General features: G+C 70.8%; 20 protein-coding genes. 5 read left to right on the top strand and 15 right to left on the bottom strand.

What is annotated here, in order from left to right; translation table 11 throughout:
- Positions 1 to 154: 154 nt before the first annotated feature.
- The 8 genes from ACGFY5_RS05450 to ACGFY5_RS05415 form a co-directional block, all read right to left on the bottom strand.
- Complete coding sequence (locus ACGFY5_RS05450) at positions 155 to 601, bottom strand: hypothetical protein (RefSeq protein ID WP_392717597.1); 447 nt, start codon at positions 599 to 601, stop codon at positions 155 to 157.
- Positions 598 to 1,212: an RNA polymerase sigma factor gene (locus ACGFY5_RS05445; RefSeq protein ID WP_392717595.1), complete on the bottom strand. Its 615-nt coding sequence runs from the start codon at positions 1,210 to 1,212 to the stop codon at positions 598 to 600. Before ACGFY5_RS05445 ends, ACGFY5_RS05450 begins: the two co-directional genes overlap by 4 nt.
- A gap of 25 nt (positions 1,213 to 1,237) precedes the next feature.
- The gene (locus ACGFY5_RS05440) at positions 1,238 to 1,804 is read right to left on the bottom strand and encodes a hypothetical protein (protein WP_392717593.1); all 567 of its coding nucleotides are present in this window, start codon (positions 1,802 to 1,804) and stop codon (positions 1,238 to 1,240) included.
- Between the two features lie 39 nt (positions 1,805 to 1,843).
- A complete protein-coding gene (locus ACGFY5_RS05435) occupies positions 1,844 to 2,986 on the bottom strand; it encodes a uroporphyrinogen-III synthase (protein WP_392717591.1) in 1,143 nt (380 codons plus the stop codon).
- Positions 2,979 to 3,332 (bottom strand): nitrite reductase small subunit NirD, encoded by a 354-nt coding sequence (nirD, locus tag ACGFY5_RS05430; protein WP_392717589.1) that lies wholly within the window; start codon positions 3,330 to 3,332, stop codon positions 2,979 to 2,981. The genes ACGFY5_RS05435 and nirD overlap by 8 nt, the downstream gene beginning before the upstream one ends.
- Positions 3,329 to 5,836, bottom strand: a complete 2,508-nt coding sequence (gene nirB / locus ACGFY5_RS05425) for a nitrite reductase large subunit NirB (protein WP_392717587.1) — start codon at positions 5,834 to 5,836, stop codon at positions 3,329 to 3,331. The genes nirD and nirB overlap by 4 nt, the downstream gene beginning before the upstream one ends.
- Positions 5,837 to 5,935: 99 nt before the next feature.
- Complete coding sequence (locus ACGFY5_RS05420) at positions 5,936 to 6,178, bottom strand: hypothetical protein (protein ID WP_392717585.1); 243 nt, start codon at positions 6,176 to 6,178, stop codon at positions 5,936 to 5,938.
- An 86-nt stretch (positions 6,179 to 6,264) separates the two neighbouring features.
- On the bottom strand, positions 6,265 to 7,707 hold the full coding sequence (locus ACGFY5_RS05415; RefSeq protein WP_392717583.1) for a hypothetical protein: 1,443 nt from the start codon (positions 7,705 to 7,707) through the stop codon (positions 6,265 to 6,267).
- A gap of 218 nt (positions 7,708 to 7,925) precedes the next feature.
- Here ACGFY5_RS05415 and ACGFY5_RS05410 point away from each other — a divergent pair, with 218 nt between their 5' ends.
- Both ACGFY5_RS05410 and ACGFY5_RS05405 read left to right on the top strand, forming a co-directional pair.
- A complete protein-coding gene (locus ACGFY5_RS05410) occupies positions 7,926 to 8,342 on the top strand; it encodes a hypothetical protein (protein ID WP_392717581.1) in 417 nt (138 codons plus the stop codon).
- A 61-nt stretch (positions 8,343 to 8,403) separates the two neighbouring features.
- The gene (locus ACGFY5_RS05405) at positions 8,404 to 9,666 is read left to right on the top strand and encodes an FAD/NAD(P)-binding protein (protein WP_392717579.1); all 1,263 of its coding nucleotides are present in this window, start codon (positions 8,404 to 8,406) and stop codon (positions 9,664 to 9,666) included.
- A 73-nt stretch (positions 9,667 to 9,739) separates the two neighbouring features.
- On the opposite strand, the gene ACGFY5_RS05400 is transcribed toward ACGFY5_RS05405, so the two are convergent.
- The 6 genes from ACGFY5_RS05400 to ACGFY5_RS05375 form a co-directional block, all read right to left on the bottom strand.
- Positions 9,740 to 10,612, bottom strand: a complete 873-nt coding sequence (locus ACGFY5_RS05400) for a hypothetical protein (RefSeq protein ID WP_392717577.1) — start codon at positions 10,610 to 10,612, stop codon at positions 9,740 to 9,742.
- A gap of 223 nt (positions 10,613 to 10,835) precedes the next feature.
- Positions 10,836 to 11,501 (bottom strand): response regulator, encoded by a 666-nt coding sequence (locus ACGFY5_RS05395; protein ID WP_392717575.1) that lies wholly within the window; start codon positions 11,499 to 11,501, stop codon positions 10,836 to 10,838.
- A 5-nt stretch (positions 11,502 to 11,506) separates the two neighbouring features.
- The gene (locus tag ACGFY5_RS05390) at positions 11,507 to 13,909 is read right to left on the bottom strand and encodes a sensor histidine kinase (RefSeq protein ID WP_392717573.1); all 2,403 of its coding nucleotides are present in this window, start codon (positions 13,907 to 13,909) and stop codon (positions 11,507 to 11,509) included.
- Positions 13,910 to 14,292: 383 nt separating this feature from the next.
- Positions 14,293 to 14,457 carry a hypothetical protein gene (locus ACGFY5_RS05385; RefSeq protein ID WP_392717571.1) on the bottom strand — a complete coding sequence of 55 codons (165 nt, stop codon included), beginning with the start codon at positions 14,455 to 14,457 and terminating at the stop codon, positions 14,293 to 14,295.
- 163 nt (positions 14,458 to 14,620) lie between these two features.
- Positions 14,621 to 15,103: a cysteine dioxygenase gene (locus ACGFY5_RS05380; protein WP_392717568.1), complete on the bottom strand. Its 483-nt coding sequence runs from the start codon at positions 15,101 to 15,103 to the stop codon at positions 14,621 to 14,623.
- Between the two features lie 111 nt (positions 15,104 to 15,214).
- Positions 15,215 to 15,583, bottom strand: a complete 369-nt coding sequence (locus ACGFY5_RS05375) for an STAS domain-containing protein (RefSeq protein WP_392717566.1) — start codon at positions 15,581 to 15,583, stop codon at positions 15,215 to 15,217.
- A 48-nt stretch (positions 15,584 to 15,631) separates the two neighbouring features.
- Here ACGFY5_RS05375 and ACGFY5_RS05370 point away from each other — a divergent pair, with 48 nt between their 5' ends.
- Positions 15,632 to 16,966: a PP2C family protein-serine/threonine phosphatase gene (locus ACGFY5_RS05370; RefSeq protein ID WP_392717564.1), complete on the top strand. Its 1,335-nt coding sequence runs from the start codon at positions 15,632 to 15,634 to the stop codon at positions 16,964 to 16,966.
- Between the two features lie 46 nt (positions 16,967 to 17,012).
- Here the strand turns inward: ACGFY5_RS05370 and ACGFY5_RS05365 are convergent, their stop codons facing one another.
- Positions 17,013 to 19,361 carry a SpoIIE family protein phosphatase gene (locus tag ACGFY5_RS05365; RefSeq protein ID WP_392717562.1) on the bottom strand — a complete coding sequence of 783 codons (2,349 nt, stop codon included), beginning with the start codon at positions 19,359 to 19,361 and terminating at the stop codon, positions 17,013 to 17,015.
- A gap of 371 nt (positions 19,362 to 19,732) precedes the next feature.
- On the opposite strand from ACGFY5_RS05365, the gene ACGFY5_RS05360 reads away from it, so the two are divergent.
- Positions 19,733 to 24,016 (top strand): HAMP domain-containing protein, encoded by a 4,284-nt coding sequence (locus ACGFY5_RS05360; RefSeq protein WP_392718657.1) that lies wholly within the window; start codon positions 19,733 to 19,735, stop codon positions 24,014 to 24,016.
- Positions 24,013 to 24,600 (top strand): two-component system response regulator, encoded by a 588-nt coding sequence (locus ACGFY5_RS05355; RefSeq protein ID WP_392717560.1) that lies wholly within the window; start codon positions 24,013 to 24,015, stop codon positions 24,598 to 24,600. Before ACGFY5_RS05360 ends, ACGFY5_RS05355 begins: the two co-directional genes overlap by 4 nt.
- Positions 24,601 to 24,604 lie beyond the last annotated feature (4 nt).

Genomic DNA, 24,604 nt, shown 5'->3' with positions numbered 1-24,604 from the left:
GCCCCGCAACCCGCATGGCTGATACGAACGCGATTCTGCCGAGCTAGGCGGGCCTGGGGGAATTGGAGTCGAAAAGTATGGGCGGATTTCGACCGTGTCGGTGACGCAGTTCCACCAGCCTGATTACGTAACGTCCCCCAAACGGCTTATAGGATCAAGGTACGGATTCCGCAGGCTCCGGCACCAGATACTTCGTGGGGTTGTCCGTCGGGACCGTCGTCGGTTCCGCACCGAACTCGTCGCCGGGGTCCTTCGGTGGCGAGGTATCTGCCGTCGTTTCGGGCGCCGGGGTGAGCGGGGTCGCCGAGACCGCTGGTGACGCCACGGGGGACGGCGAGGTGGCCGGTGTGGTGGCCGGTGTCGTGCTGGGTGGCGGCTGGTGGCTGGGGCGGACCGGCGTTTCGCGCACCTGACCGATCAGGACGAAGACGGCGATCGCCACCGCCACGGCGGCCATCGTCACGGTCGCGACGATCCAGCGGTTGGTCGGGCGGCGCGCCCCGGTGGGTGGCGCCGGTGGGCGCAGGTCGGCCGCGGTGACCTGGTCGGCGCGGGCGTTCAGTGCGGCGGTCAGGCGGTTCTCGAGCTGGGTGGGGCTCATCGTCCGGCCTCCAGCAGCTTCTCCAGGGCCGCGAGGGCACGGCTGGCGGTCGATTTCACGGTGCCGCGGGAGATGCCGAGGGTTTCGGCGATCTGGGCCTCGGAGAGATCGGACCAGTACCGGAGGACGAGTACCTCGCGCTGGCGGCGTGGGAGTTGGCGCAGTGCGGTGAGCACCTCGCGGTGCTCCTCCGCGAGGAGTACGCCCTCGTCGGTGGCCGGGGAGAGTTCGATCCGCGGAGGGGCCGCGCGGAAGGTCCGGCGGCGGCGCAGGACGGAGCGGGCGGCGTTGACCACTGCCGTGTTCAGGTAGGCGTCCGGGTTGTCGACGCCGGAGAACGAGGCGCCGTGGCGGCGGTAGGCGGCGGCGAAGGCGTCCTGGACGACGTCTTCGGCGGTCGGTTGGTCGTCGACCAGGAGCACGGCCAGGCGTACGAGCGCGAGGCGGCGGTGGTGGTAGAGCTCGACGAGCTTCGGAGCGGTCGGGCCCGGGGCTGTTCGCCTCGGGGGCCAGGCGAGTTCGTCGGGGGACGCTTCTGTCGTCCAGCGGGAGAGCCAGCCCCACCACCGACGCGGGGGACGCGTCGGGGTGGGGAGGACGAGCGTGGTCACGGGATCATCCTCGTCGACACGGCCGTCACTTCTCCGAAGGCGCGGGCACCGACTCAGCCGGAACCACCCGTGGAGGATCGGTCGCCGCCGGCTTCTTCCTGGCCGGCTCGGCCGGAACCGGCGCCGCGGTCTCGGCCGGGGCCGGCACCACCGTGGCCGTCGTCGCGGGCTTCGGCGGGACCGGCGCGGGGGTCGCCGTCTCCGCCGGCGCCGGCTCGGCCGGAGCCGCCACGGTGCAGTCGGGCGCCGGAGTCGCCTCCACCGGCGGCACCGGCACCGCAGTCTGCGCGGGCGCCGCCGTCTCCGCGGGCGCGGACTCGGCCGGTTTGGGGGCTGCCTTGGGCGGGATTGCGTCGGTGGGCGGCACCGGGGCCGGCGTCGTGCAGGCTTCGTCGGTCGGCGGCAGCGGGCTCGACGCGGCCGCCGAAGACGCCGGCGCCGCGGCCGGAGTCGACGCCGACGCCGATGGCGATGGCGATGGCGACGGGGCGTCCTGGCGGATCGCGGCGTTCGCCGCGAACCCGCCGCCGACGACCAGGGCCGCGGCAGCCGCGGCGGCCACCACTAACGTGCGCGGACGAATTCGTGGCACGAAGGCACTCCCGGGGTCACGGGCCCCGTTCCGGGCCCTTCACCCCGACAGACGCCCGACCCCACCCGAGGTTGCCTCGCTGAGCAATATTTCCGTGCGCAACCGATAACCCCGTTTGATCACGGTCTCCACGAGATCCACCTCGCCGAGCGCCGCCCGCAACCGCGTGATCGCCATCTCCACCGCGTGGTCCCCGGCATCCCCCGCCGGAAGCACCTCACGCAGCTCCGACCGGCTGAACACCCGCCCGGGCCGCGACGCGAGCGCACGCAGTACCGCCATCGACGCGGGTGGCGCCCCCACCGCAACCTCGTCCACCATCACGGCGAACCCCCGCACCTGCACGAGATGGTCCCGCACCCGGAACGTCGCACACCGCTCCGGCAGTTCAGTGGCCACCAACCGCACCAGGGCACCCAACCGGTAACGCGAGGGAGTCACCACGGGGATCCCCCGCCGCTTGAGCACCGACGCGGTCACCGGCCCCACGCACGCCGCCATCACCGACGTCGAGAACGCCTTCACCACCGACGGACCCCGGTCACACGCATCCGCCGTAGCCAGGAAGTTCGCGGACGCCGCAGCGCTGGTGAACGTCACAGCGTCCACCGCCCCGACGCACACGCTCTCGACCAGCCGACGCAGCGGCGTGACGTCCTCCGGCGGCACCCACCGGTACACCTCGACCTCGACGACCTCCGCGCCCGCCGAAACCAACGCAGCCGCCACGTCACGCAGCGGCTCACCGTGCAGCTGGATCGCCACCCGCTTACCGTCGACCCCGGCGTCCAGCAGGTACGACAACACTTCCGCACTGGTCTCGGACGAAGCGTGCCACTCCTCCGTCAGACCGGCCGCCCGGATCGCGCCGCGCGCCTTCGGGCCACGCGCCAGCACGGTCGCGTCGGCCAGCATGGAACGCACCGCATCGGCCAGACCCCACCCTTCGGTGGCCTCCAGCCAACCCCGGAACCCGATCCCGGTCGTGGCCACGACGATGTCGGGCGGGGAGTCGAGCAGCCCACGCGTCGTCGACAGCAGCATCTCGTCGTCGGGAAGCGGAATGATCCGCAGCGCGGGCGCCATCACCACCCGCGCACCCCGACGCTCGAACAGAGCGGCGAGCTCGTCCTTGCGCCGCTCGGCCGTCACCGCGACGGTGAACCCGTCGAGCTCACCCACGTCGTAGCTCGACCTCGACGACCCCGTCGCGCACCCGGACCGGCCACGTCGGCAGCGACGGCACGGCCGGATCGGAGAGGCACTCCCCGGTCGTGAGGTCGAATACCTGCTTGTGCAGCGGCGACGCCACCGTCCGGCGTCCGCCGCGGGTGCCGACCAGCCCCCTGGCCATCACCTGCGCCCCGGTGTACGGGTCCCGATTTCCCACCGCATAGACCTGATCGTCCCACAGTCGGAAGAGTGCGATCTGGGCCCCGTCGAACAGGGCGCACGCACCCCGCTCGGGCAACAGATCGGTCACCCGGCAGGCCACGCGCCAATCGACGGCAATCAACGAAGCGGTCATCGGGGCATTACCTCCAAGGTCGGGCCGGCCACCAGCGTGGGCGTCTCGCCGGGGCGGGCAGGGCGCGGCTGACCGCGCTCGTACACGATCTCGATGCTCGAATCGGTCACGCCAGGAGCGTTGATGAACGGGACGAACCGGGCCAGGCGCTCCGGGTCGGCGAGCGTGTCCGCCCACTCGTCGGAGTAGTTCGCGACGTGCGCCGCCATCGACGCGTCCAGATCCGCACCGATCCCGAGCACGTCGTCGCAGACGACCGACCGGAGGTATTCCAGTCCGCCGTCCAAGCTCTCCAGCCAGGCCGCCGTGCGCTGCAGCCGCTCGCCGGTCCGGATGTAGAACATCAGAATCCGGTCGACGTATGTCAGAAGTGTTTCGGTGTCGAGATCGCTGGCGAAAAGGTCAGCGTGCCGGGGGCGAAAACCCCCGTTTCCGGCGACGTAGAGGTTCCAGCCGTTCTCGGTGGCGATCACTCCGATGTCCTTGCTGCGCGCCTCGGCACACTCCCGGGCGCAGCCGGACACCGCCATCTTGATCTTGTGCGGGGCGCGAAGACCCCGGTAGCGCAGCTCCAGGTCGATCGCCAGGCCCACCGAGTCCTGCACGCCGTACCGGCACCAGGCCTCGCCGACGCACGACTTCACGGTGCGCAGCGACTTGCCGTACGCCTGGCCGGACTCGAACCCGGCGTCGACCAGGCGTTTCCAGATCTGGGGCAGCTGGTCGAGGCGGGCGCCGAACAGGTCGATGCGCTGCCCGCCGGTGATCTTCGTGTAGAGGTTGAAGTCGCGGGCGACCTCGCCGATCACGATCAGCTTCTCCGCGGTGATCTCGCCGCCGGGGATCCGCGGCACGACCGAGTAGGTGCCGTTGCGCTGCATGTTCGCCAGCGCGTGGTCGTTGGTGTCCTGCAGTGCGGCCTGCTCGCCCTCGAGGATGTACCCGTTGCCGAGACTCGCCAGGATCGACGCGACGACCGGCTTGCACAGGTCACAGCCGTGGCCCGTGCCGTGGGCGGCGATCAGCCCGGAGAAGGTGGTGATCCCGGATGATCGCACCAGCGCGAACAGCTCGGCCCGCGAGTACGCGAAATGCTCGCAGAGCGCTGAAGAGACGTGCACTCCGCACTCGTCCAGCAGCGTCTTGAGCATCGGGATGCACGACCCGCAGCTCGTGCCGGCTCGGGTACACGCCTTCAACGAGGCCACATCCGTGGCGCCCTCGGACGTGATCGCCGAGACGACGTCCTTCTTCGTCACCGCGTTGCACGAGCAGACCTGGGCTTCGTCGTCGAGCTCGAGCGAGCTGAACAACAGCGTCTCCGGCGTCGCCGGCAGCGCGCGGCCGATCAGCGGACGCAGCCCCGCGTACGCCGAGGCGTCCCCCACCAGCACGCCGCCGAGCAGCGTCCGGGCGTCGTCGGAGATCACGAGCTTTTTGTAGATCCCGGCAACGGGGTCGGAGAAGACGACGTCCAGCGGCCCCCGCGTCGCACCGAACGACGCCACCTCGACGCCGAGCAGCTTGAGCTTGGTGGACATGTCCGGCTCGGCGAGTTCCCCGGTACCGCCGAGCAGGCGGTCGGCGACGATCTCGGCCATCGCGTACCCGGGCGCGACCAGACCGTAAACCGACCCCTCCACTGCCGCGCACTCACCGATCGCCCAGATCGCCGGGTCCTCGGTGCGGCACGAGCGGTCGACGAGCACCCCGCCCCGGGTGCCGCGCGGCAGGCCGACGGAGATCCCCAGCTCGTCCCGCGGCCGGATCCCCGCCGCGAACACGACCAGCTGCGTGTCGAGCACTGTGTCGTCGGTCAGCGTCGCCGAAGCGACCCGCCCGGTGGCGTCGCCCGACAGGGAAGCGGTACCGACGCCGGCGTGCACCCGCACGCCGAGCTGTTCCACCAACCGGCGGAGGGCCTCACCGCCGCCGGCGTCGACCTGCTGCGGCATCAGGTGCGGGGCGAACTCGACGACGTGCACCGGGACGCCGAGGTCGCGGAGGCCGCCGGCGGCCTCCAGCCCGAGCAGACCACCGCCGACGACGACCGCGGAACCGTCGAGGTCAGCGGCTTCCGACCGGATCCGGTCGAGGTCGTCGAGCGTGCGGTAGACGTGGCAGCCCGCCAGGTCGGCGCCGGTCACCGGCGGGACGAAGGCTCGCGATCCGGTGGCAAGCACCAACGCGTCGTAGGTCAACGAGCGACCCGAGGCGGTACGGACCGTTCTGGCCGACCGGTCGATCGCCACCGCCGGGTCGCCGAGGTGGCAGGTGCGCCGATCGCCGTCGTACCAGCCGTCCGGTACGAGGCCGAGACCGGCGGACGGGTCGGTGAGGTAGCGGGAGAGCGCCACCCGGTCGTACGCGGAGTGGGTCTCTTCGCCGAGCACGGTGATCCGCCACTCGGCGCGGGTGTCCCGGTCGGTGAGGGCCTCGACCAAACGCTGGCCGACCATGCCGTGCCCCACCACGACGAGATGGCGGCTTTCGAAGCTGGTCATGACGACGAGCGTCGCCATGACCGGTTTCGATGCCGGTGCGCCGAGATTTCAGCGCCGAAAACTGGACCTCACACGGGACGGAGCCCGCCGTGCGGTCCGTCAGAAGGCGCTGTAACGCCGCCTCTTCACCACTGTCTCGCCGTCGCGGTGCACGACCTCATGCGTCACGCCCGCCGGCAACGGCTCCTCCGGCGCGTCGTTCTGCTTGTCGGCGCTACCGGACGGTACGCGGTCGACCTCGACCGCCTCACCGCGGGCGATGAGGTCCGCGATGAACTTCTCGGCAGCTTCCACCTCGGCGGGGGTCTGCTCGGCTGTGCCTACTCGTCGTGCAGCGCTCACGGTCGCCTCCTGAGAGTCGGCTGCTACTACTCGAAGGTAGCCCCTTCCCCCCTGAAACGAACCGGGTCGGAGGTCATGACTTCGGTTCAGTCGAACACTCGACGCATCAGCACCAGGCCCGCCCCGTTGTTCGCGACCTCGTGGGTGCGCAGTGTCCCGTCGACCCCGGAGGCCGCGGCGAACCCGCGCTGGTACTCCCGCGGCACCGCGACGCGTCCCTGGCGGAACAGATCCTCGACGAACGCCGCGGCGACGTCCTCGCCGGGCGTCGTGGCCAGCTCGCCCCGCGACGGTGCGGCCGGAGCCACCGAGAACCGGGGCGACTCGACCGGCGCGCGCACGGTCAGGTCGTCGGGCAGCCCGTACGGCCGGCCGGAGACGGCGACCTCGGACGTCGACGCCCCGCGCTGGTGCGGGACGCCGGGCGCGATCGACCGCTCGGCGGGCTTGTCGTCGTCGTCCGCGGTCGCCCCGTCGACGATCGCTTCGGCCGACGCCGGGGAGAGGATGCCGTGCCGGACGAACGCCGCCTGCAGTGCGGCGGTGTACTTGCCGGCGAACTTCTCCTGGTCGGCCTCGATCAGGTGCGCGGCGACCTGGGCGTAGTAGGAGGGCACCGCCGCGGTGTCGGTGACGGCCATGACCAGCAGCGTCGCGGCGTCCTCACCGGCGGTGCGCAGTACGTCGTCGTCGATCTGGCCGGTGCCGGCGACCGTGTGGACCATGCCGGCCAGCGACCGGAGGAACGCGCCGGTGAAGACCCGGGAGAACGAGTGCGGCTCGCTGGAGAGCTGGCTGGCCGGTGCGCTCGGCGGCAACGTCACCGGGTCCCGGTAGAACAATTCGTTCGACGCGTTGCGCAGGCAGTCGGGGTCGGCCGACGAGGGGGCCAGCTGCCGCACCGCCCAGCCGAGCTGTTCGGCGAGCCGGGACAGCCGGGACGAGCGGGACAGCTCACCGCCGGTCTCGCCGATCACCTGCTCGCGCAGGGTCGCCAGGCGCAGCCCCGCGAGCACGGCGGTCATGTCGCCGAACGACTCGTGGAACGCCGCGATCTCGGCGCTCGCCGCGTCCCACATCCAGGGGCAGAGCGCGTCGAGGATCGCGTGGCCGGTCTCGTGGCTGACGATGTCGGGGCTCTCCCCCGACCACACCGTGACGCCGGAGACGTGCTGGCGGAAGAACGCGAGGCCACCACGGTCGTAGTAGGCGTTCAGGTCGACGCCGGCGTTGAGGTCGGCCACCAGGACCTCGCCGACGGCGGGGTTCCAGGTCGCGCCGTTCGGGAAGTTGTCGGCCGGGAACAGCGGCGCGTAGAGGGCGACCGTCCGGCCCAGGGCCTCGGCCGCGGTCCAGTACCGGACGGCACCTTCGGTGTCGGGCGGCACCGTTCCCTGGACGTCGACAGCGAGCGGGGCGGTGCGTAACGCCGGACGGGCCCGCAGGACCGGGGTTCGCGTCGACGGCGGCGCGCCCGGGTCGTCCTCCCAGACACTGACCTCGTCCTCCACCTCGTGCACCGTGGTCACCGATCGGTTCCTCTCCGTCGTCACTGACGGCACCCATGATGGACCGTCGCCGCTACTCGTGTGACCCGAATCGTGCACCGGTATACGGGTGTAACAACCGATCAGAGAACAACGGCCTTCTTGATCGAAAAACTCGACACTACGACTCCTTTTCGTCACATTTATATGCTTTCGTGGGAGGAACGCGGGACGACCCGCCTCCGAGAAAGGAGTGCTGAATGACGACGACGGGCACCCGGGCCATGCGCGCTCTCTGGACCGACCACGACAGCGAGGTCGTGGACCCTCCGGAGCAGGCGTTCGCCGACGTCTTCGGCGACGCGGACCGGGTGCGGATCGCGCTCTGGATCGACCGGACGGCACCGGCGCACGGCGGACTGTTCTGCAGCGACACCTGTGCGTCCGACCTCGACCTCCCCGAGACGACGGTGCGGGCCGCACTGGGCCCGCTGCAGCACGTCGGAATGGTGCGATACCGGGGCGGTTTGTACATGCGGTGTGACCACACGCTGTGGTCCGTACTCAAGGTGCTACGAAACTTCGGCGGCTCGGCGCTGGCCCGCTCGGACGAGCCGGCGCCCACAGCGGGCCCCGAACCTCACGACACCCGCGCCGCGACGTTCTACTTCGGCTGAAACCCGCTCCGACCTGCTTTGTCTACTTGATGAGTAGGGAATGTGCGGCTACGGTCGGGCCATGACAGTGGTGATCGGCGCCGGTGCGAGCGGCGTACTCACGGCGGTCGCGCTGGCCGCCCGGCCGGGTGCGCCGGTGACCGTCGTGGAGTCCGCGCCGGAGCTCGGCCGTGGTGTCGCGTACTCCACGACCGACTACGGTCACCTGCTAAACTCCCGCACCGAGACGATGAGCCTCTACGCCGACCGTCCGGGGCACTTCCTGGAGTGGTGTCGCGAGCGCGGGCTCTACTGCGGTCCCGCCGGGTACGCGCCGCGCACGACCTACGGTCGCTACCTGGGTGAGGCCCTGGAGAACCTGGTGCGCGGCTCCGGCGGTCGGGTGCGGGTCGTGCGCGGCCGCGCCGTCTCCGTCCTGGGCGACGCCGTGCAGCTGGCCGACGGCCGGATGCTGCCCGACGACGACGTGGTCCTGGCGCTGGGCCACCCCCCGGCGCGCACGAGCGACATCGACCCGTGGACGTCGGGAGCGCTCGACCGGATCGGCCGGTACGACGACGTCGTGCTGCTCGGCACGGGGCTGACCGCCGTGGACGTCGTCGTCACGCTGGCCGGGCGCGGTCACCTCGGCCGGATCACCGCGATCTCGCGGCACGGGCTGCTCCCCCGCGTCCACGTGGACCCGCCACCGCGAATGGTGCACTCCGGCATCTCCGGCGCAGAAGTCAGCGAGCTGGTCCGGCAGGTGCGCCGGGCGGTGCCCCCGCACGGCGAGTGGCGGGGCGTCGTCGACGGGCTCCGCCCGGACGTCGAACGTCTCTGGACCGGGTTGCCGGTTCCGGCGCAGGACCGGTTCCTGCGACACGTGTCCCGCCTCTGGGAGGTGCACCGGCACCGGATGGCACCGCCGATCGGGGCGCAGCTGCGCCGGCTCTCGCGGGAGGGTCGGCTGCAGGTCGTGGCCGGGTCCGTCGTGTCCACCGGGCCGTCCGGTGTCACGTGGACGCCGCGCGGCGAGGGGTCGGTCGAGACGACCACCGGCGCGGTCGTCGACTGCCGGGGGCCGGGGACGTGGGTCGCGAGCGCCGACCCGCTCGCGCGCCAGCTCGCGGAAACCGGCGTGACGAGCCCCGACGCGCACGACCTCGGCTACGCCACGACCGACGACGGTCAGCTCATCGGAGCGGACGGCACACCGGTGCCGGGCCGTTGGACGCTCGGCCCGGTGCGGCGCGGATCGCGGTACGAGACGACCGCGATCCCGGAGATCCGCGCGCAGGCGACGAGGATCGCCGACCGCATCAGCGCGGGTGTGCTGGTCTAGGCCCTGTCCTGCGAATCTCGCTGCGAGCGAGATTCGCAGGACACGGCCTAGGTGCCCGCGCGGGGCTGTGTGGCTAGGCCCGTGCCGGGATCAATTCGGCTGCGTGGTCGATCAGCGCGCTGACCACCGCCGGACGGTCGCGCAGTTCACGCAGCCACGACGGGTTGCCCTCCTCGGCGGCCAGCTTCTCCGCCTCCTCGACCAGCAGTGTGCGCAGTTCGGCCGGCCGGGTCACTTCCCCCACCCGCCCGATGAAGCGCCGAAGTAAAGCGCTCGTAGCCGCCACGTGCTCGGTTCCCACGATCCACCGCCCCCGCTGCTCGATCACGACCTCGGCGACGTCGTCGCCGACCGGAGCCCCGGCCAGGTGAGTGAACTCGACGTCCGACCGCATGCCCGCGACGTCGAGGCTGAGCACGGTGCGGTTGGCCTCGGCGAGGCCGACCAGCGCCGCGTACTGCTCGGGCCGCATCTCCCGCCAGGCGACCAGCGCCCCGGCCAGGTGCCCCGCCGCCTTGCCCAGGTCGGGCTCGTCGTCGCTCGGCCAGGCCCGGGTGAGCGCCGACGCGAACGCTCCGCGGCGCACACCGTCGATCAGCGGCTGGACGACCGCCGGACCGAGCCGCACCCGGCCGCCGGCCGTCGGGATGCAGGTGTAGTAGCCGACGCTGACGATGAGCGCGACCAGCAGCACGCGACCGGCCGGGTCGACGTGCGGCAGGAACGACTTCTGCTCGAGCCAGCGCTCCGGCCGAGCGACCAGCCCGGAGGCCGACAGGCGCGTCCGCACGCGGTCGGCGAGTACCGACTGCGCACAGCTGACGATCCGCGCGTGCGTCCACGACTCACGCTCGGCCTGCCGCTGCCAGGAGACGACCACGCGCTCCTGGGCGTCCAGCGCGAGCTCATCGCAGACCAGGCAGTGCTGCGAATGCGCATCGCGCAACAGCGGACTCCGCGTCGCTGTGCAACGGCGTCCCTGGTGGAGCTGTTGACGCTGTCTCGTCAGCGCTCCCCAGACGACCCGCGCGACCTCCGCGGTGTCCCGATCCGGTGCCAGGCGGGCAGGACCCGCCGTTGCCACGACCACCCCGACTCCGTTCAGCGTTCCTGTTGCGGGACAAAAGTGTCGTTGTTCGCCGAGCGACGGCGCGCCCTCTGAACAGCGGTCATCCGGTCACCCTCCGAACTGCGCGCGGACCGAGCGCCGTCGTGGTGCGCAGGATGCCGTCCTCGAGCGCCCGTTCCCGCAGATCCAGCTTGGTGCGGGCCGCGCGACCGGCGTCGTCGTACTTCGCCCGCACCCGGTCGAGGTATCCCTTCGCCGTCGACGGCTTGACGCCGAGCCGACGCGCCACGTCGGTCATGCGCAGACCGGACGCGTACAACCGCAGCGATTCGGTCTCCTGCAGGCTCAGCGACGGCCGGGTCGGGCGCTGGTCACTCCGTAACGCGAACGCGAGCGCCGGCGTCATGAACTTGTGCCGGGAAGCCGCCGCGCGCACCGCCGCCCGGATCTCCGTCGGATCCAAGCTCTTGTGGACGTAGGACAGCGCGCCGCACTCGATCGACTCCACGATCAGGTCGGTGATGTCCTGCGTGCTGATCGTGACCACGGCGGGCCCCGCCGCGGTGATCGCCCGCACGTTGTCGCCGACCCGGCTGTCGTCGCCCAACCAGACGTCCAGCAGGACGACGTCCGCCTCACGGCCGCGGCCGTGCAGCAGTTCGTCGACGGACTGGGCGAGATCGATGACCACGATCCCGCTGTCGGCCGGAGCCAGCCAGGCGGACAGACCCTGCAAGACCAGCGGATCGTCGTCTACAGCAGCCACGGTGATCAGGAGACCCACCTCACTTCTACCCAGAACTTGCTCGAACCTGGCTCTTCGACGTCCGCGCTGACCGTTCCGGGAATCGCTGCCCGGACCCGGTGGAGGAGCGTCCACATCGCTTCTTTCACTGCCGAGCGCTCGGACGCGACCGGCAGCAGCACGGTCGCCGACGCGTCCCGCACACAGCCGCTGAGCGTCACGACCGCCTCGCCGGGGCTGGTCATCCGCAGGATCGCGAGCACCGCCGCGACCAGTTCGGCACGGACCGGCTCGGGCACCTCCCCGAAGTCGGGGGCGATGCGCGCCTCGATCGTCGCGGAGCGGTCGGCCGCCGCACCGGAGAGCGACGAGACCATGTCGCGTCGCCACATCGAGTGCTCCCCGGTCTCGGTGAGCTCGGACAGCATCGCCCGCAGCCGGCTGGCCTCGATCGCGCACTGAGCGCGCACGTCGGGGTCGGCCGGGTCGAGCGTGCCTTTCGCCAGCGCCCCGACCAGCGGCCGGAGCGTCGCACCGAGCTCGCGCTGCCAGTGCCGCCGGTCCTCGGCGACGGCCGTCAATGCGTCGCGGCTCTCGCGGATGCCGGCGGCCTCGCGGACACCGGCCTCGGCCAGCGCTCCGCTCCGGCGGACCAACCCGAACGCGACCACGGCCGCCAACTGCAGGATCATCGCGCAGAGCAGCGCGGTGACGATCCGCGTCATCGCGCCGACGTCCGGCCCGATTTCGACCAGCACCGCACCGACGGAGAGCGCCACGACGCCGGCGGACCACGCGAGGTACTCCGCGACCGGGCGGTGCAGCGCGAGGAGCGCCAGCGGCCACCCGACGTCGCCGGTGATCCAGTTGACGGCGATCTGATCAGTGCCGTCGATCGCGGCGAAACCGGCGACCGCGGCCGCGAACACCAGCACCTGCGCTGCGAGGTTGACCGGCAGCGGCAGCGCCTTCGTCGGGCCCCGCACCGCGACGCCGAGCACGACGACGAGGATCGCCAGCCACGCGGTGAGCTCGAGCCAGAACGGACGGTAGGCGTCCCGCTGCGTGATCAGGGACGAACTGCTGTAGAGGTGCCAGACCAGCGCGATGACGACGAGCGCCCAGCCCATGCCCGCGTGGTAACCGGCGGCGACCGCCGGCTCGTCGGGCTCCGGCTGCACGACCGGACGTTCCGCGCCCTGCCAGCTGAGCGTCACCTCGGTGCCGGCACCGGGGGCGGAGACCACGTCCGCCCGGCCGCCGACCGCCGCCATCCGCTCGACGACCGAGCGGCGGACCCCGGTCGACTCGCGTCCCGTCGCGCCCGGGTCGAACCCGACCCCGTCGTCACGGACCACGATCCGGACGCCGCCGTCGGTCACGACCGCGCTCACCTCGGCGCAGCCCGCCCGGGCATGGCGCTCGGTGTTGGACAGTGACTCGCGCACCGCCCCCGCGATCGCCTCGCTGACGTCGGTCGGCAGCGCGGGTTCGTCGGCTGGCAGGTCGAGCCGGACCGGCATCGCCCGGCACCCGGCCTCCCAGGCCATGCTCGCGAACAGCCCCGTGCTGCGCGGGAGGTCGTCGAGACGGTCCAGCAGAGCGACGTCACGCCCGCACCGGGCGCGGACCAGATCGAGGCGCGTGCGTAACGCCCCCCGGGCGATGACCGTCAGCGTGCTGAGCACGGTGTCGTGCAGATTGCGCTCGAACTGGCGTCGGCCGCGCAACCGGCTGCGTTCGACGGTGAGTTCGGCACGGGCCCGTGCGACGTGGTCGAGCGTGGCGTCCGCGCGGCGGGCGCCGTTACGGATCAGCCGCATCACCGCGACGGCGAGAACCCCCTGCAGGACGAAGATCGCGACGACGCTGTAGTCGCCGCCGACCAGCGGGCGCCCCGACGCGGCGACGCCGACCAGGAACGCGACGCTCTGCGCGGCCGCGAGCACCACCGTCCCCACCGGAGTCAGCGACCAGGAGGCGATGAAGATCGCCACGCTCGCGCCGCCGATGATCCACGTGGACGGGTTGCCGACGTACTCGACGGGCAGGACCCAGGCCGCGCAGCCCAGATACACGCAGAACAGCGCACTGTCGGCGACCGCCACCCCCGGCACCAGCCGACCGTGCCGCAGGAACCACGCGTAGGCACCGCCCCACGCGACCGTGCTCCCGATTGCGACGTGTTGCCACGTGTCCACCCCGCCCGAGGCCATGGCCTGCGGGTACGCCAGCACCGGTGTGAGTGCCGACCATGCCACCCGGAAGATCAACGCGATCCGTGCCGCGGAGGTCTCCAGGGCGTCCTGGGCCACCGTGCCGGGAGCCAACTGCTTACGCTCGTCCATCTCGCCGCCCGCGCCGACGTCGGTCCTGCCGGCGCCCCCACCCGCTGTGAGCCGCCCGGCCCACCCGCGTCGCCGCCGCACGCTCCGGTTCCCCGTTCCGGAGCGGGTCCGGCATTCGCCGGACCTTCGGCGCGGCGCGAAAACTTTCGCCGCCATGAAGTGCAGCCCCTCCGTCCCCCCCATAACGCGGCACCCCCCGGTGCCACCGAACCCCCACCGCAGCCGGAAAGCTGCGGATCGTCGAGAGGCCTCACGGTGCCAGCCCGTAACAGGCCGCCTCCACCGTGCTAGCCCTAAGAAAGAAACCGCCCTAACCCCCGAAAGAACGGTTCTTCAGCCCCCGCGGACTTAGTCGACGCAGTTTAGCTGGGAAAACGTCACCGCTCAGAGCGGCGGAGGGAACTTGGCCGACCGTACCGATCGTCGTCAGCCGTTGGTGCAACGAGCCTGGCCCCAAAAAGGAGTCAGTACGAATTGCCGAGTACGGCCCTCGGCGGTACCAGTCCGTCGGCGACCAGGATGTCGAGCCAGGATGCCAGCACTTCGTCCTCGACCGTCAGGGTCTCCGCCGGCCGCGCGGGCGATTCGATGGGGGGCAGGACGGGATACACGCCGGACAGATCGGCCACCCGTTCCCCCTTGAAATCGCAACCGTGCTGACCCCCAACTAGGGCCAGCGGCACCCGATCAATGTTGACGGACACAGTCGGATTGTGCGGTTGAACAGCAAGCGACGACGCCGGACGGGCCGCTGGGTGCGGCAACCGGTCCGACGTCGTCGGTGGGCGGTAACTACCAGTCGGCTCCGGCCTTCTCGACCACGGCGACCTCGGGGCCGTAGTCGGTCCAGCGGTAGCGGGTCATCATCGTCAGCCGGGGCGCGTAGACGTGGATGCTCACCGCGGGCTCGGCGCCGTCGTTGACGACCTCGTGCAGGTGCCGCGGGCCGAAGACGCGCTGCTGGGATGCGTGGAGCGTGCGGCTGTGCAGCCGGGGTAGTGCGTGGCGCGGGGTCTGGACGGTGTCCTCGCGCAGTTGGCCGCGCACCACGGCGAACGCGCCGGCCGAGCCGCCGTGGTCGTGCAGGCCGGTGCGCTGCCCCGGCCACCAGGTCAGCAGCCAGGCCTCCACCTGGACGCCGTCGGTGAACTCGCCTGCATCGAGGCGGCCGTACCAACGGTCATCGACGTCATAGCGGACTTGAGCCCGCCAATCGACGGTGGCCACCAGCTTCTGCAACACCGTTCCGAGCTGAAGTCCGGACGGCTGCCTCACCAAGCACTCCTGACCCATGTGTTCAGTAAAGCACATAAGGCCTACCAGTTTGGTAGGGGAAGGGGTGCGACTTGGTTCGAGTCGTCACTGCGTCTCAGAGGTGGGGGGCGCTCAGTTGGGCGACGAACCCGCCGCGGCCAGCTCGACGGCGTGGTCGAGGGAGTTGGCAGTGGGGAGGACGGTGGAGAGACCGGAGATCGCGAACACGGCTTCGACGTCCGGCCGGAGCCCGCAGACCACGAGGGAGCCACCGACACCCATGACCCAGCGAGCGTGGGTTGCAACAGTGCCGAGACCCGTGGAGTCACAGAACGTGACGCCGCTCAGGTCGAGCACCAGGTTCTCCCGGCCTTCGTCACGCAACGCGTCGAGGGATTGGCGCAGTGTGCCGGACGTGGCAATGTCGAGCTCTCCGGAGAGCCGGAGAACGCCGATACTGCCGGACTCCCCAGCGCTGCTCACCACGACGGACAAGTTCATCTCCACCCCTTCAGAACGTGTCAACGGATACCCCTCGAGGAGGGCGCAATGACCGACGCCGACCTGATTCCGCCCGACGAGGTCGAGCGACTCCGGGCGGTCCGCCGGTACGACATCCTCGATACGCCCCCCGACGGAGCCTTCGACCGCATAGCGGCACTCGCCGCTCGCATATTCGGAGTTCCCGTCGCCACGGTGACGATCGTGGACGAAGACCGGATCTGGTTCAAGGCCACGCACGGCGTCGACGTCACCGAGATAGGTCGTGACCCGGGACTATGCGCATCTGCAATTCTCGTGGACGAGCCGGTCGCGATCGAGGACGCCACGCTCGATCCGGTCGCGTACAACAATCCGCTCGTCCGGGGTGAGTTCGGGCTGCGGTTCTACGCGGCCGCCCCGATCACGACCAGCGACGGGTACCACCTGGGCACCGTGAACGTGATCGACCGGAAGCCGCGCGCCACCACGCCCGAGGAGCTGCAGTCGCTGGCCGACCTCGCCTCGATCGTTGTCGACGAGCTGGAGCTGCGGCTCGCGGCGCTGCGTGAGGTGCGCCTCGAACGGCGTCGCCGGGAGGAGGTACAGAAGTCCAAGGGACAGGTCGAGGAGGTCGCCCGGACGCTGCAGCAGACGCTGCTGCCGCCGAGGATGCCGCAGGTGCCCGGGATGGAGCTCTCGGCGTTCTACCACGCGGCGCCGCTGCAGGAGGTCGGTGGCGACTTCTACGACGTCTTCCCGCTCGGCGGGCGGCGGTGGGCGATCTCGATCGGTGACGTCTCCGGCAAGGGTGTGCAGGCGGCGGCGCTGACGTCGCTGGCCCGGTACGCGCTGCGGGGCGCGGCGATCCAGACGTCGGAGCCGTCGCTGGTGATGGCGGCGCTGAACGAGACGATCGTCGCCGACCAGGCCGCCCAGGACGTGCCGCGCTACTGCACGGCGGTGTTCTGCGTGATCGAGTACACCGAGAGCGGGTCGGCCCAGGTGCGGCTCGCGAACGGCGGGCACCCGCCGGCGGTGGTGTGCCGGGCCGACGGGAGCATCGAGCGGCTCACCGACTCCGGGCCCATGCTCGGCTGGCTGCCCGACAGCCGGTACCCGACGCTCGAGACGCTGCTCGGGCCCGGCGACGGGCTGCTGTTCTACACCGACGGCATCACCGACGCCCGGCGTTACGGCCAGCGCTTCGGCGAGGGCCGCTTGGCCGCCGCCCTGGCCGACCGCCCGCACAACAACGCGAAGTCACTCGTTCGCTGGGTGCGCAACCTGATGAACGAGTTCGACCCACCGGGCTACGACGACGTAGCGGTCATCAGCATCAGCGTCGAGCCGCTACACGTCACGCAGCGCCAGCTCACGGGAGTCTGGGCCGCCGGCGACTGAATGATGTGGCGCTGGGCCCGCTATGGCGAGCCCAGCGCCACATCGTTCAGGGGGCCGCCCTCAAAGCGAGGATGGCGAGGTCGTCTCGCAACGGGCCGTCGCCGAAGTCGGTGGCGGCGGTGCGGAGGCCGGCGGCGATGTCGGCGGCGGAGAGGCCGCTGCTGCGCGAGAGCACCTCCAGCACGCCTTCCTCGCCGAACTGCGCGTCACCGCGGCGGCGCTCGGTGACCCCGTCGGTGTAGAACACGAGCGCGTCACCGGGCCCGAGGTCCACCGACACTTCCTCGACTTCGATGTGGTCGGTGAGCCCGGCCGCCATACCGCCGACACCGACCTGCTCCGCTCCCCCGCGGGCGCGCACCGCGATCGGCGACGGGTGCCCGGCCAGGCACAACCGCACCCGCAGCCCACCTTCCCGACGCTCGGCGAACGCGGCCGCCACCGTGCAGAACACGGTCTGGCCGTCGATCGGTCCGCCGCCCTCCCGCACGAGCGACGCCTCCTCGACGAGCGCGCGGTTCAGCGCGGCCAGCGCGTACGGCAGGTTGCGCCCCTCCCGCGCCAGCGTGCGCAGGACGTCGCGCACCATGCCGGTCACCGACGCCGCCTGCGGCCCCTTGCCGCAGACGTCACCGATCGCGAGCAGCCACCGCTCCTCACCGAGCGGCAGCACGTCGTAGAAGTCACCGCCGACCTCGTTGCTGGCGCCCGCGGGCCGGTACTGGGCGGCGAATTCCAGCCCGTCGGCGACCGGCAGCGACGCCGGGAGCAGCGCGCTCTGCAACGCCTCGGCCACCGAGTCGCGTTCGGAGTAGAGCCGCGCGTTGTCGACCGAGAGCGCGGCCCGCCGCGCCAGGTCGACAGCGATCGCGACTTCCTCGGACGTGTGCCGGCGCCCGGGCGGGTCACCGATCGACATCGTGCCGACGACCTCGCGCCGGGCCGTGAGCGGCAGCACCAGCCCGGACAGCGGGCCGGTGAGCGGCGTCGCGGCGTGCGTGACCGTCGCGGCCCGGATCCGTTCCCGCAGCACCGCCCCGTCCGGCGCCAGGAACGCGTCCTCCAGCTCGGGGACGCCACGCTCGTCGTTGTGCACCGCGACGACGAGCTCCGGGTCGCCGGCGTCGTCCAGGGTGTGGATCACGCACCACTCGCCCAGCCGCGGCACGCACAGCTGCGCCACCAGCGCGAGCGTCAGATCGACGTCGAGCGAGGAGGCGAGCAGCTCGCTGGCGTCGGCGAGGAACGCGAGATCGCCCCGGCGGGTCTGCTCGGTGTCCCGCAGCCGGGCGGCGTCCAGGCTGACCGCCAGCCGCTCGGCGGCGAGCAGCGCGAACACCGCGTCGGCGGACCGGAACAGGTTCCCCGCCGGCATGCCCAGCTCCAGGCGGCCACGAATCGGCGGACTGGACGGCAGCGCGACCGAGAGCGCGACGCCCGCACCGGCGTCGGCGAGCGCCTGGGTGGGCGGCAGCAAGTCGGCGTTGCGGGGGCGCGGCGGGTCGTCGGGCCAGAGCCGGACCGGCGGGTCGATCGGGTCCTCGGTGATGCCGATCGACGCCAGCGCCCGGACACCGGAGCCCTCGTCCACCCACAGGATGCCGAACGCCGCACCGGTGACCTCACCGACCCGGTAGAGGATCTCCTGGGCCAATTCGGTCGAGTCGAGCTCGTGGACGACGCGGTCGGTGAGGTACGTGAGCCACCCGGCGGCCTCGGCGGCCGGAACGACCGCCGCCGCGCGCCCGGCGACCGGCCGGCGCACCTGCTTCGGGGGCACCGCGGGTTCGTTCGTCTTCACGACGACGCCACCGGCACCCATGACCCCGTTGCGGCGACCCCGGATCTTGCGGCCGAGCCCGATACCGACCTCGCGACGGAGACCCCAGCGAGACTCGGCCGGCTCGGTCATTGGTTCCGGCTCGGGAGCGGCGGACGGTTCCGAACCGGCGCGGGTCACCACCGGGTCGTCGACGTCGAGCCGGAACCAGACCGACTTGCCGCTGCGTCCGTACGCGACGCCCCACTCGGAGGCCAGCGAGTCGACCAGGTGCAGGCCACGGCCGCCCTCGGCCAGCATCGGGGGTGGGAGCGAGGGGCCGAGCACCGCACGACTGCCGTCGGTGACCCGGACCGTGATGCTGGCGGCATCCCCGACGACCTCGATGTGCATGGCGGTGCCCGCGTGGACGACCGCATTCGTCGCGAGTTCGGTGGTCAGCAGTGCGACCTCGTCGGAGAGCGACGCGAGCCCGCACTCCTCCACGACGTCACGGGCGAGGGCCCTGGCCAGTGCCGGGGACCGGGCGTCACCGGGTAGCGGCGCGCGGCGGCTGACCACCACGGACCCCCCAGCCGGAGAAGAATTCATCTGATGACCCATCTGCTGGCTCACCTCTGCTCCCCCGCCCGGACAGCCCAGCCGTAGCCGAACTCGAGGGAGGACTCGCCCTGTTCGGGAAGTCCCGGACAGACCCTAGCGTCCAGGGGCCAACCGCTGCAGAGTCCAGCACTATTTCGGTCGTTGTCCGACACTGTTCAGCACACGCCACAACCAAGCTGAGAAGGCTACCGAATCGGATCGGGCGCTCCACGATGCGTGATACGCAAAGATGGAGACGTCCACGCGCATCGGATACCTGCGCTGTTCGGACATCCGGCGAGATGAGGCACACGATGACGACAGCTGAACGGGGCAGGCGCTCCCGCCGTCCCGAGGAGCTCGGGTCAGCGCCCGCCGACAACGGCGGGGCTCAGAACGGCACGATGCTCGCTGAACGACCCCCGATCGTCCGTGAGCTGACCGCGGCGCTCGAGTTGCTCCGCAAGGGCGACTTCAGCGTGCGGCTCTCCCGGCGCGACGGTGAGGACGCCGAGCTCACGGAGCTCTTCAACGACGTCGCGACCCGGATGGATCAGCGCAACCGCGAGTTCGAACGGGTCAGCCGCGTCGTCGGACGCGACGGCCGGATGACCGAGCGGGTCGACGAGTCGATCGGCCGCGGCGACTGGGCGACCGGCGCGCAGGCGATCAACTCGCTGATCGACGACCTGGCCCGGCCGACGACCGAGGTGGCCCGCGTCATCGACGCGGTGGCCCGCGGTGACCTCACCCAGCAGATGGCCCTGGAGATCGCGGGCCAGCCGCTCAAGGGTGAGTTCCTCCGCATCGGCACCACCGTGAACCGGATGGTGGACCAGCTCTCGTCGTTCGCCGACGAGGTCACGCGCGTGGCCCGCGAGGTGGGCACCGAGGGCAAACTCGGCGGTCAGGCGCAGGTGCGCGGGGTCTCCGGGGTCTGGCGCGAGCTCACCGACAACGTGAACTCGATGGCCGGCAACCTGACCGGCCAGGTCCGCAACATCGCCCAGGTCACCACCGCTGTGGCCCGGGGCGACCTCACCCAGAAGATCACCGTGGACGCCCGCGGCGAGATCCTCGAGGTGAAGAGCACTGTCAACACGATGGTCGACCAGCTCTCCGCGTTCGCCGACGAGGTCACGCGCGTGGCCCGCGAGGTGGGCACCGAGGGCAAACTCGGCGGCCAGGCCCACGTCCGGGGCGTTTCGGGCACCTGGAAAGAGCTGACCGAGAACGTCAACCAGCTTGCGCAGAACCTGACCGGCCAGGTGCGGAACATCGCCCAGGTCACCACCGCCGTCGCCAAGGGCGACCTCACCCAGAAGATCACCGTCGACGCCCGCGGCGAGATCCTCGAGCTCAAGGACACCGTCAACACGATGGTGGACCAGCTTTCGTCGTTCGCCGACGAGGTCACGCGGGTGGCCGGTGAGGTGGGCACCGAGGGCAAGCTGGGTGGCCAGGCCAAGGTGCGCGGCGTCTCGGGCACCTGGCAGGAACTCACGAACAACGTGAACCAGCTGGCGGGGAACCTCACCGGTCAGGTTCGGAACATCGCCCAGGTCACCACCGCCGTCGCCAAGGGCGACCTCACCCAGAAAATCACCGTCGACGCCCGCGGCGAGATCTTGGAGCTGAAGACCACCGTCAACACGATGGTCGACCAGCTCTCGTCGTTCGCCGACGAGGTCACCCGAGTAGCCCGCGAGGTGGGCACCGACGGCAAGCTCGGCGGCCAGGCCCAGGTCCGGGGAGTCTCCGGCACCTGGCAGGAACTGACGAACAACGTGAACCAGCTGGCCGGGAACCTGACCGGCCAGGTACGGAACATCGCCTCGGTCACCACGGCCGTGGCCAAGGGCGACCTGACGCAGAAGATCACCGTCGACGCCCAGGGCGAGATCCTCGAGCTGAAGAACACCGTCAACACGATGGTGGACCAGCTGGGATCGTTCGCCGACGAGGTCACGCGCGTGGCCCGCGAGGTGGGCACCGACGGCAAGCTGGGCGGCCAGGCGCAGGTGCGTGGTGTCAGCGGTACCTGGCGGGAACTGACCGACAACGTGAACTCGATGGCGGGCAACCTGACCAGCCAGGTCCGCAACATCGCCCAGGTCACCACCGCTGTCGCGAAGGGCGATCTGGGACAGAAGATCACCGTCGACGCCCAGGGCGAAATCCTCGAGCTCAAGAACACCGTCAACACGATGGTGGACCAGCTTTCGTCGTTCGCCAACGAGGTGACGCGAGTCGCCCGCGAGGTGGGCACCGAGGGCCAGCTGGGCGGTCAGGCCGAGGTGCGGGACGTCTCCGGCACCTGGCGCGACCTGACCCAGAGCGTGAACATCCTGGCCGGCAACCTCACCACCCAGGTCCGTGCGATCGCAGAGGTCGCGACCGCGGTGACCCGCGGCGACCTGTCCCAGGCGATCGCCGTGGAGACGCAGGGTGAGCTCGCCGAGCTCAAGGACAACATCAACCAGATGATCGGCAACCTCAAGGACACGACCACCAAGAACGCGGAACAGGACTGGCTGAAGAGCAACCTGGCCCGCATCGGTGCTCAGCTCCAGGGGCAGCGCGACCTGCGTCAGGTCTGCCAGATGATCATGAGCGAGATCACCCCCGTGGTGGACGCCCAGCAGGGCGCGTTCTTCCTTCTGGAGGCCACTCGGGAGGGTCTGCGGCTACGCCTGGCGTCGTCCTACGGGTACGCGCCGCGGCGGGGCGAGTCGGTGCTGTCGCTGGGCGAGGGCCTGGTCGGTCAGGCCGCCGTCGAGCGCCGGTCGATCCGCGTCGAGCAGACGCCGGCCGGCTACCTGACGATCGGGTCGGGGCTCGGCGAGGCACCGCCCGCCGACCTGGTGATCGTCCCGGTGCTGTTCGAGGAACGGGTGCTCGGCGTTATCGAGCTGGCCAGCTTCAAGAACTTCTCCGACCTGCACATGAGCTTCCTCCAGCAGCTCGTCGACACGCTCGGTGTCGTCCTGAACACGATCATCGCGAACGCGCGGACGGAAGAGCTGCTGGCGCAGTCGCAGCGGCTCACCCAGGAGCTGCAGGCGCAGTCGATGGAGCTGCAGCGCACGAACGCCGAGCTGCAGGAGAAGGCGGCGCTGCTCAGTGAGCAGAACCGCAACATCGAGATCAAGAACCGCGAGATCGAGATGGCGCGTCTCGGCCTGGAGGAGAAAGCCGAGCAGCTGGCGCTCTCCAGCCAGTACAAGACCGAGTTCATGGCCAACATGAGCCACGAGCTGCGGACGCCACTCAACTCGCTGCTCGTTCTGGCGCGGTTGCTGGCGGAGAACACCGAGTCGAACCTCACCGGGCGCCAGATCGAGTTCGCCCGGACGATCCACGACGCCGGCTGGGACCTGTTGACGCTGATCAACGACATCCTGGACCTGTCCAAGGTCGAGGCGGGCAAGATGGACGTCCACGCCGGCCGGGTCGCGCTGGACGACGTCTGCGGGTACGTCGAGCAGACGTTCCGGGCCCAGTCGGAGTTGAAAGGACTGCGGTTCGCCGTCGACCGCGGGCCTGGCGTCCCCGAGCACCTGTTCACCGACGAGCAGCGTCTCCAGCAGATCCTCAAGAACCTGCTGTCCAACGCGGTGAAGTTCACCGACGCGGGCACGGTGACGCTGTCGATCCACGTCGGTCCGGAGGACATGCTGTTCGCCAGCCCGACGCTGAACGCGGCCGACCGTGTCGTCGCGTTCGCGGTGACCGACACCGGCATCGGGGTCGCCGCCGACAAGCTCAAGCTGATCTTCGACCCGTTCCAGCAGGCCGACGGCTCGACCAGCCGGAAGTACGGCGGTACGGGCCTGGGTCTGTCGATCTCGCGGGAGATCGCGCGGGTGCTCGGCGGCTCGATCACAGTGCAGAGTGACGTCGGCCGGGGCAGTACGTTCACGCTGTACCTGCCGGAGCGCTATCCCGGTGAGGCGGCCGAGCCGGGCAGCGGCCTGGAGCGGCTGCCGGAGGACACGTTCTTGTCCTCGACGTACTCGGGGCCGCTGCGCAGCTCGCTGCCGGCCGCTCAGCCGTCGCTGCCGCCCGGGCCGAGCAGCATCGTGGACGCCGAGGAGATCGGCGCCGCGATCATCACGCAGGGCGCGTCAGCGGCGCAGCCGACGCCTGCGGCGACGACGCGGCCGGGCTATTCCAGTCCTGACGATCACACCAAGAGCGGTCAGCGGCCGCCCGCGCCGGCGCCCCGGCAGGTGGAGAGTCGGCCGCCGCGCGGGAGGACCGGCCCGACCGTCGACACGTCGGTGCTGGCCGGACGTACCGTGCTCATCGTCGACGACGACGTCCGGAACGTGTTCGCGCTGACCTCCGCGCTGGAGTTGCACGGGCTCACCGTGCTCTACGCCGACAACGGTGCGGCCGGTATCGCGATGCTGCAGGCCCACCCGGAGGTGGACCTCGTCCTGATGGACGTCATGATGCCCGACATGGACGGTAACGAGACGACAGCGGCGATCCGGAAGATGCCCGGGTTCAGCGAACTGCCGATCCTGTTCCTCACGGCGAAAGCGATGCCGGGCGATCGGGACAAGAGTCTCGCCGCGGGAGCCAGCGACTACATCACGAAGCCGGTCGATCTCGATCGGCTGCTCCGCTTGATGGCCGGATGGGTCACACGTGACGCGGGCGCGCCCGGACCTGCCGCGTGAGCACTGATCGCAAGCGGGCGAAAGTCCTCCTGGTCGACGACCGCCCCGAGAACCTGCTCGTCCTGGAAGCCATCCTGCAGGGACTGGACCACGACCTGGTGACCGCGCCGTCGGGTGAGGAGGCGCTGAAGCGCCTGCTCACCGACGATTTCGCGGTGATCCTGCTCGACGTTCAGATGCCTGGAATGGACGGCTTCGAGACGGCGGAGCACATCAAGCGCCGGGAACGTACCCGGCACATCCCGATCGTGTTCCTCACCGCGATAGACCGGAAGCCGCACCACGCGTTCCGGGGATACGCCACCGGGGCGGTGGACTACCTGGCCAAGCCGTTCGACCCGTGGGTGCTGCGGGCGAAGGTCAGCGTGTTCATCGATCTGTGGGAGAAGAACCGGCTGCTGCTGGAGCGCACGGAACTGCTCCAGCAGCGGGTGCACTCCACCGAGGTGGCGTCCACCGAGCGGGGCTCAGCGCTGGATCGTGCCCGCCTCCGCGTCCAGGAGGCGCTGGCGCGGTGCGAGGCAACGGATCCCGAAACCGCAGAGCTTCTGCGGGCCGCGTTGCACGACCTGGACTCGATCTGAGGCG

The organism is Cryptosporangium sp. NPDC048952, from assembly GCF_043197895.1.
GTDB lineage: Bacteria > Actinomycetota > Actinomycetes > Mycobacteriales > Cryptosporangiaceae > Cryptosporangium.
Note: the sequence above shows the minus strand (reverse complement) of the source record. Positions and strands in the feature narration are given on the sequence as shown.

Excerpts from the sequence above, each read along its gene's own strand:
- ACGFY5_RS05450 (WP_392717597.1), bottom strand. The coding sequence starts at position 601 with ATGAGCCCCACCCAGCTCGAGAACCGCCTGACCGCCGCACTGAACGCC.
- nirD (WP_392717589.1), bottom strand. The coding sequence starts at position 3,332 with ATGACCGCTTCGTTGATTGCCGTCGATTGGCGCGTGGCCTGCCGGGTG.
- nirB (WP_392717587.1), bottom strand. The coding sequence starts at position 5,836 with ATGACCAGCTTCGAAAGCCGCCATCTCGTCGTGGTGGGGCACGGCATG.
- ACGFY5_RS05410 (WP_392717581.1), top strand. The coding sequence starts at position 7,926 with ATGACGACGACGGGCACCCGGGCCATGCGCGCTCTCTGGACCGACCAC.
- ACGFY5_RS05405 (WP_392717579.1), top strand. The coding sequence starts at position 8,404 with ATGACAGTGGTGATCGGCGCCGGTGCGAGCGGCGTACTCACGGCGGTC.
- ACGFY5_RS05375 (WP_392717566.1), bottom strand. The coding sequence starts at position 15,583 with ATGAACTTGTCCGTCGTGGTGAGCAGCGCTGGGGAGTCCGGCAGTATC.
- ACGFY5_RS05370 (WP_392717564.1), top strand. The coding sequence starts at position 15,632 with ATGACCGACGCCGACCTGATTCCGCCCGACGAGGTCGAGCGACTCCGG.
- ACGFY5_RS05360 (WP_392718657.1), top strand. The coding sequence starts at position 19,733 with ATGCTCGCTGAACGACCCCCGATCGTCCGTGAGCTGACCGCGGCGCTC.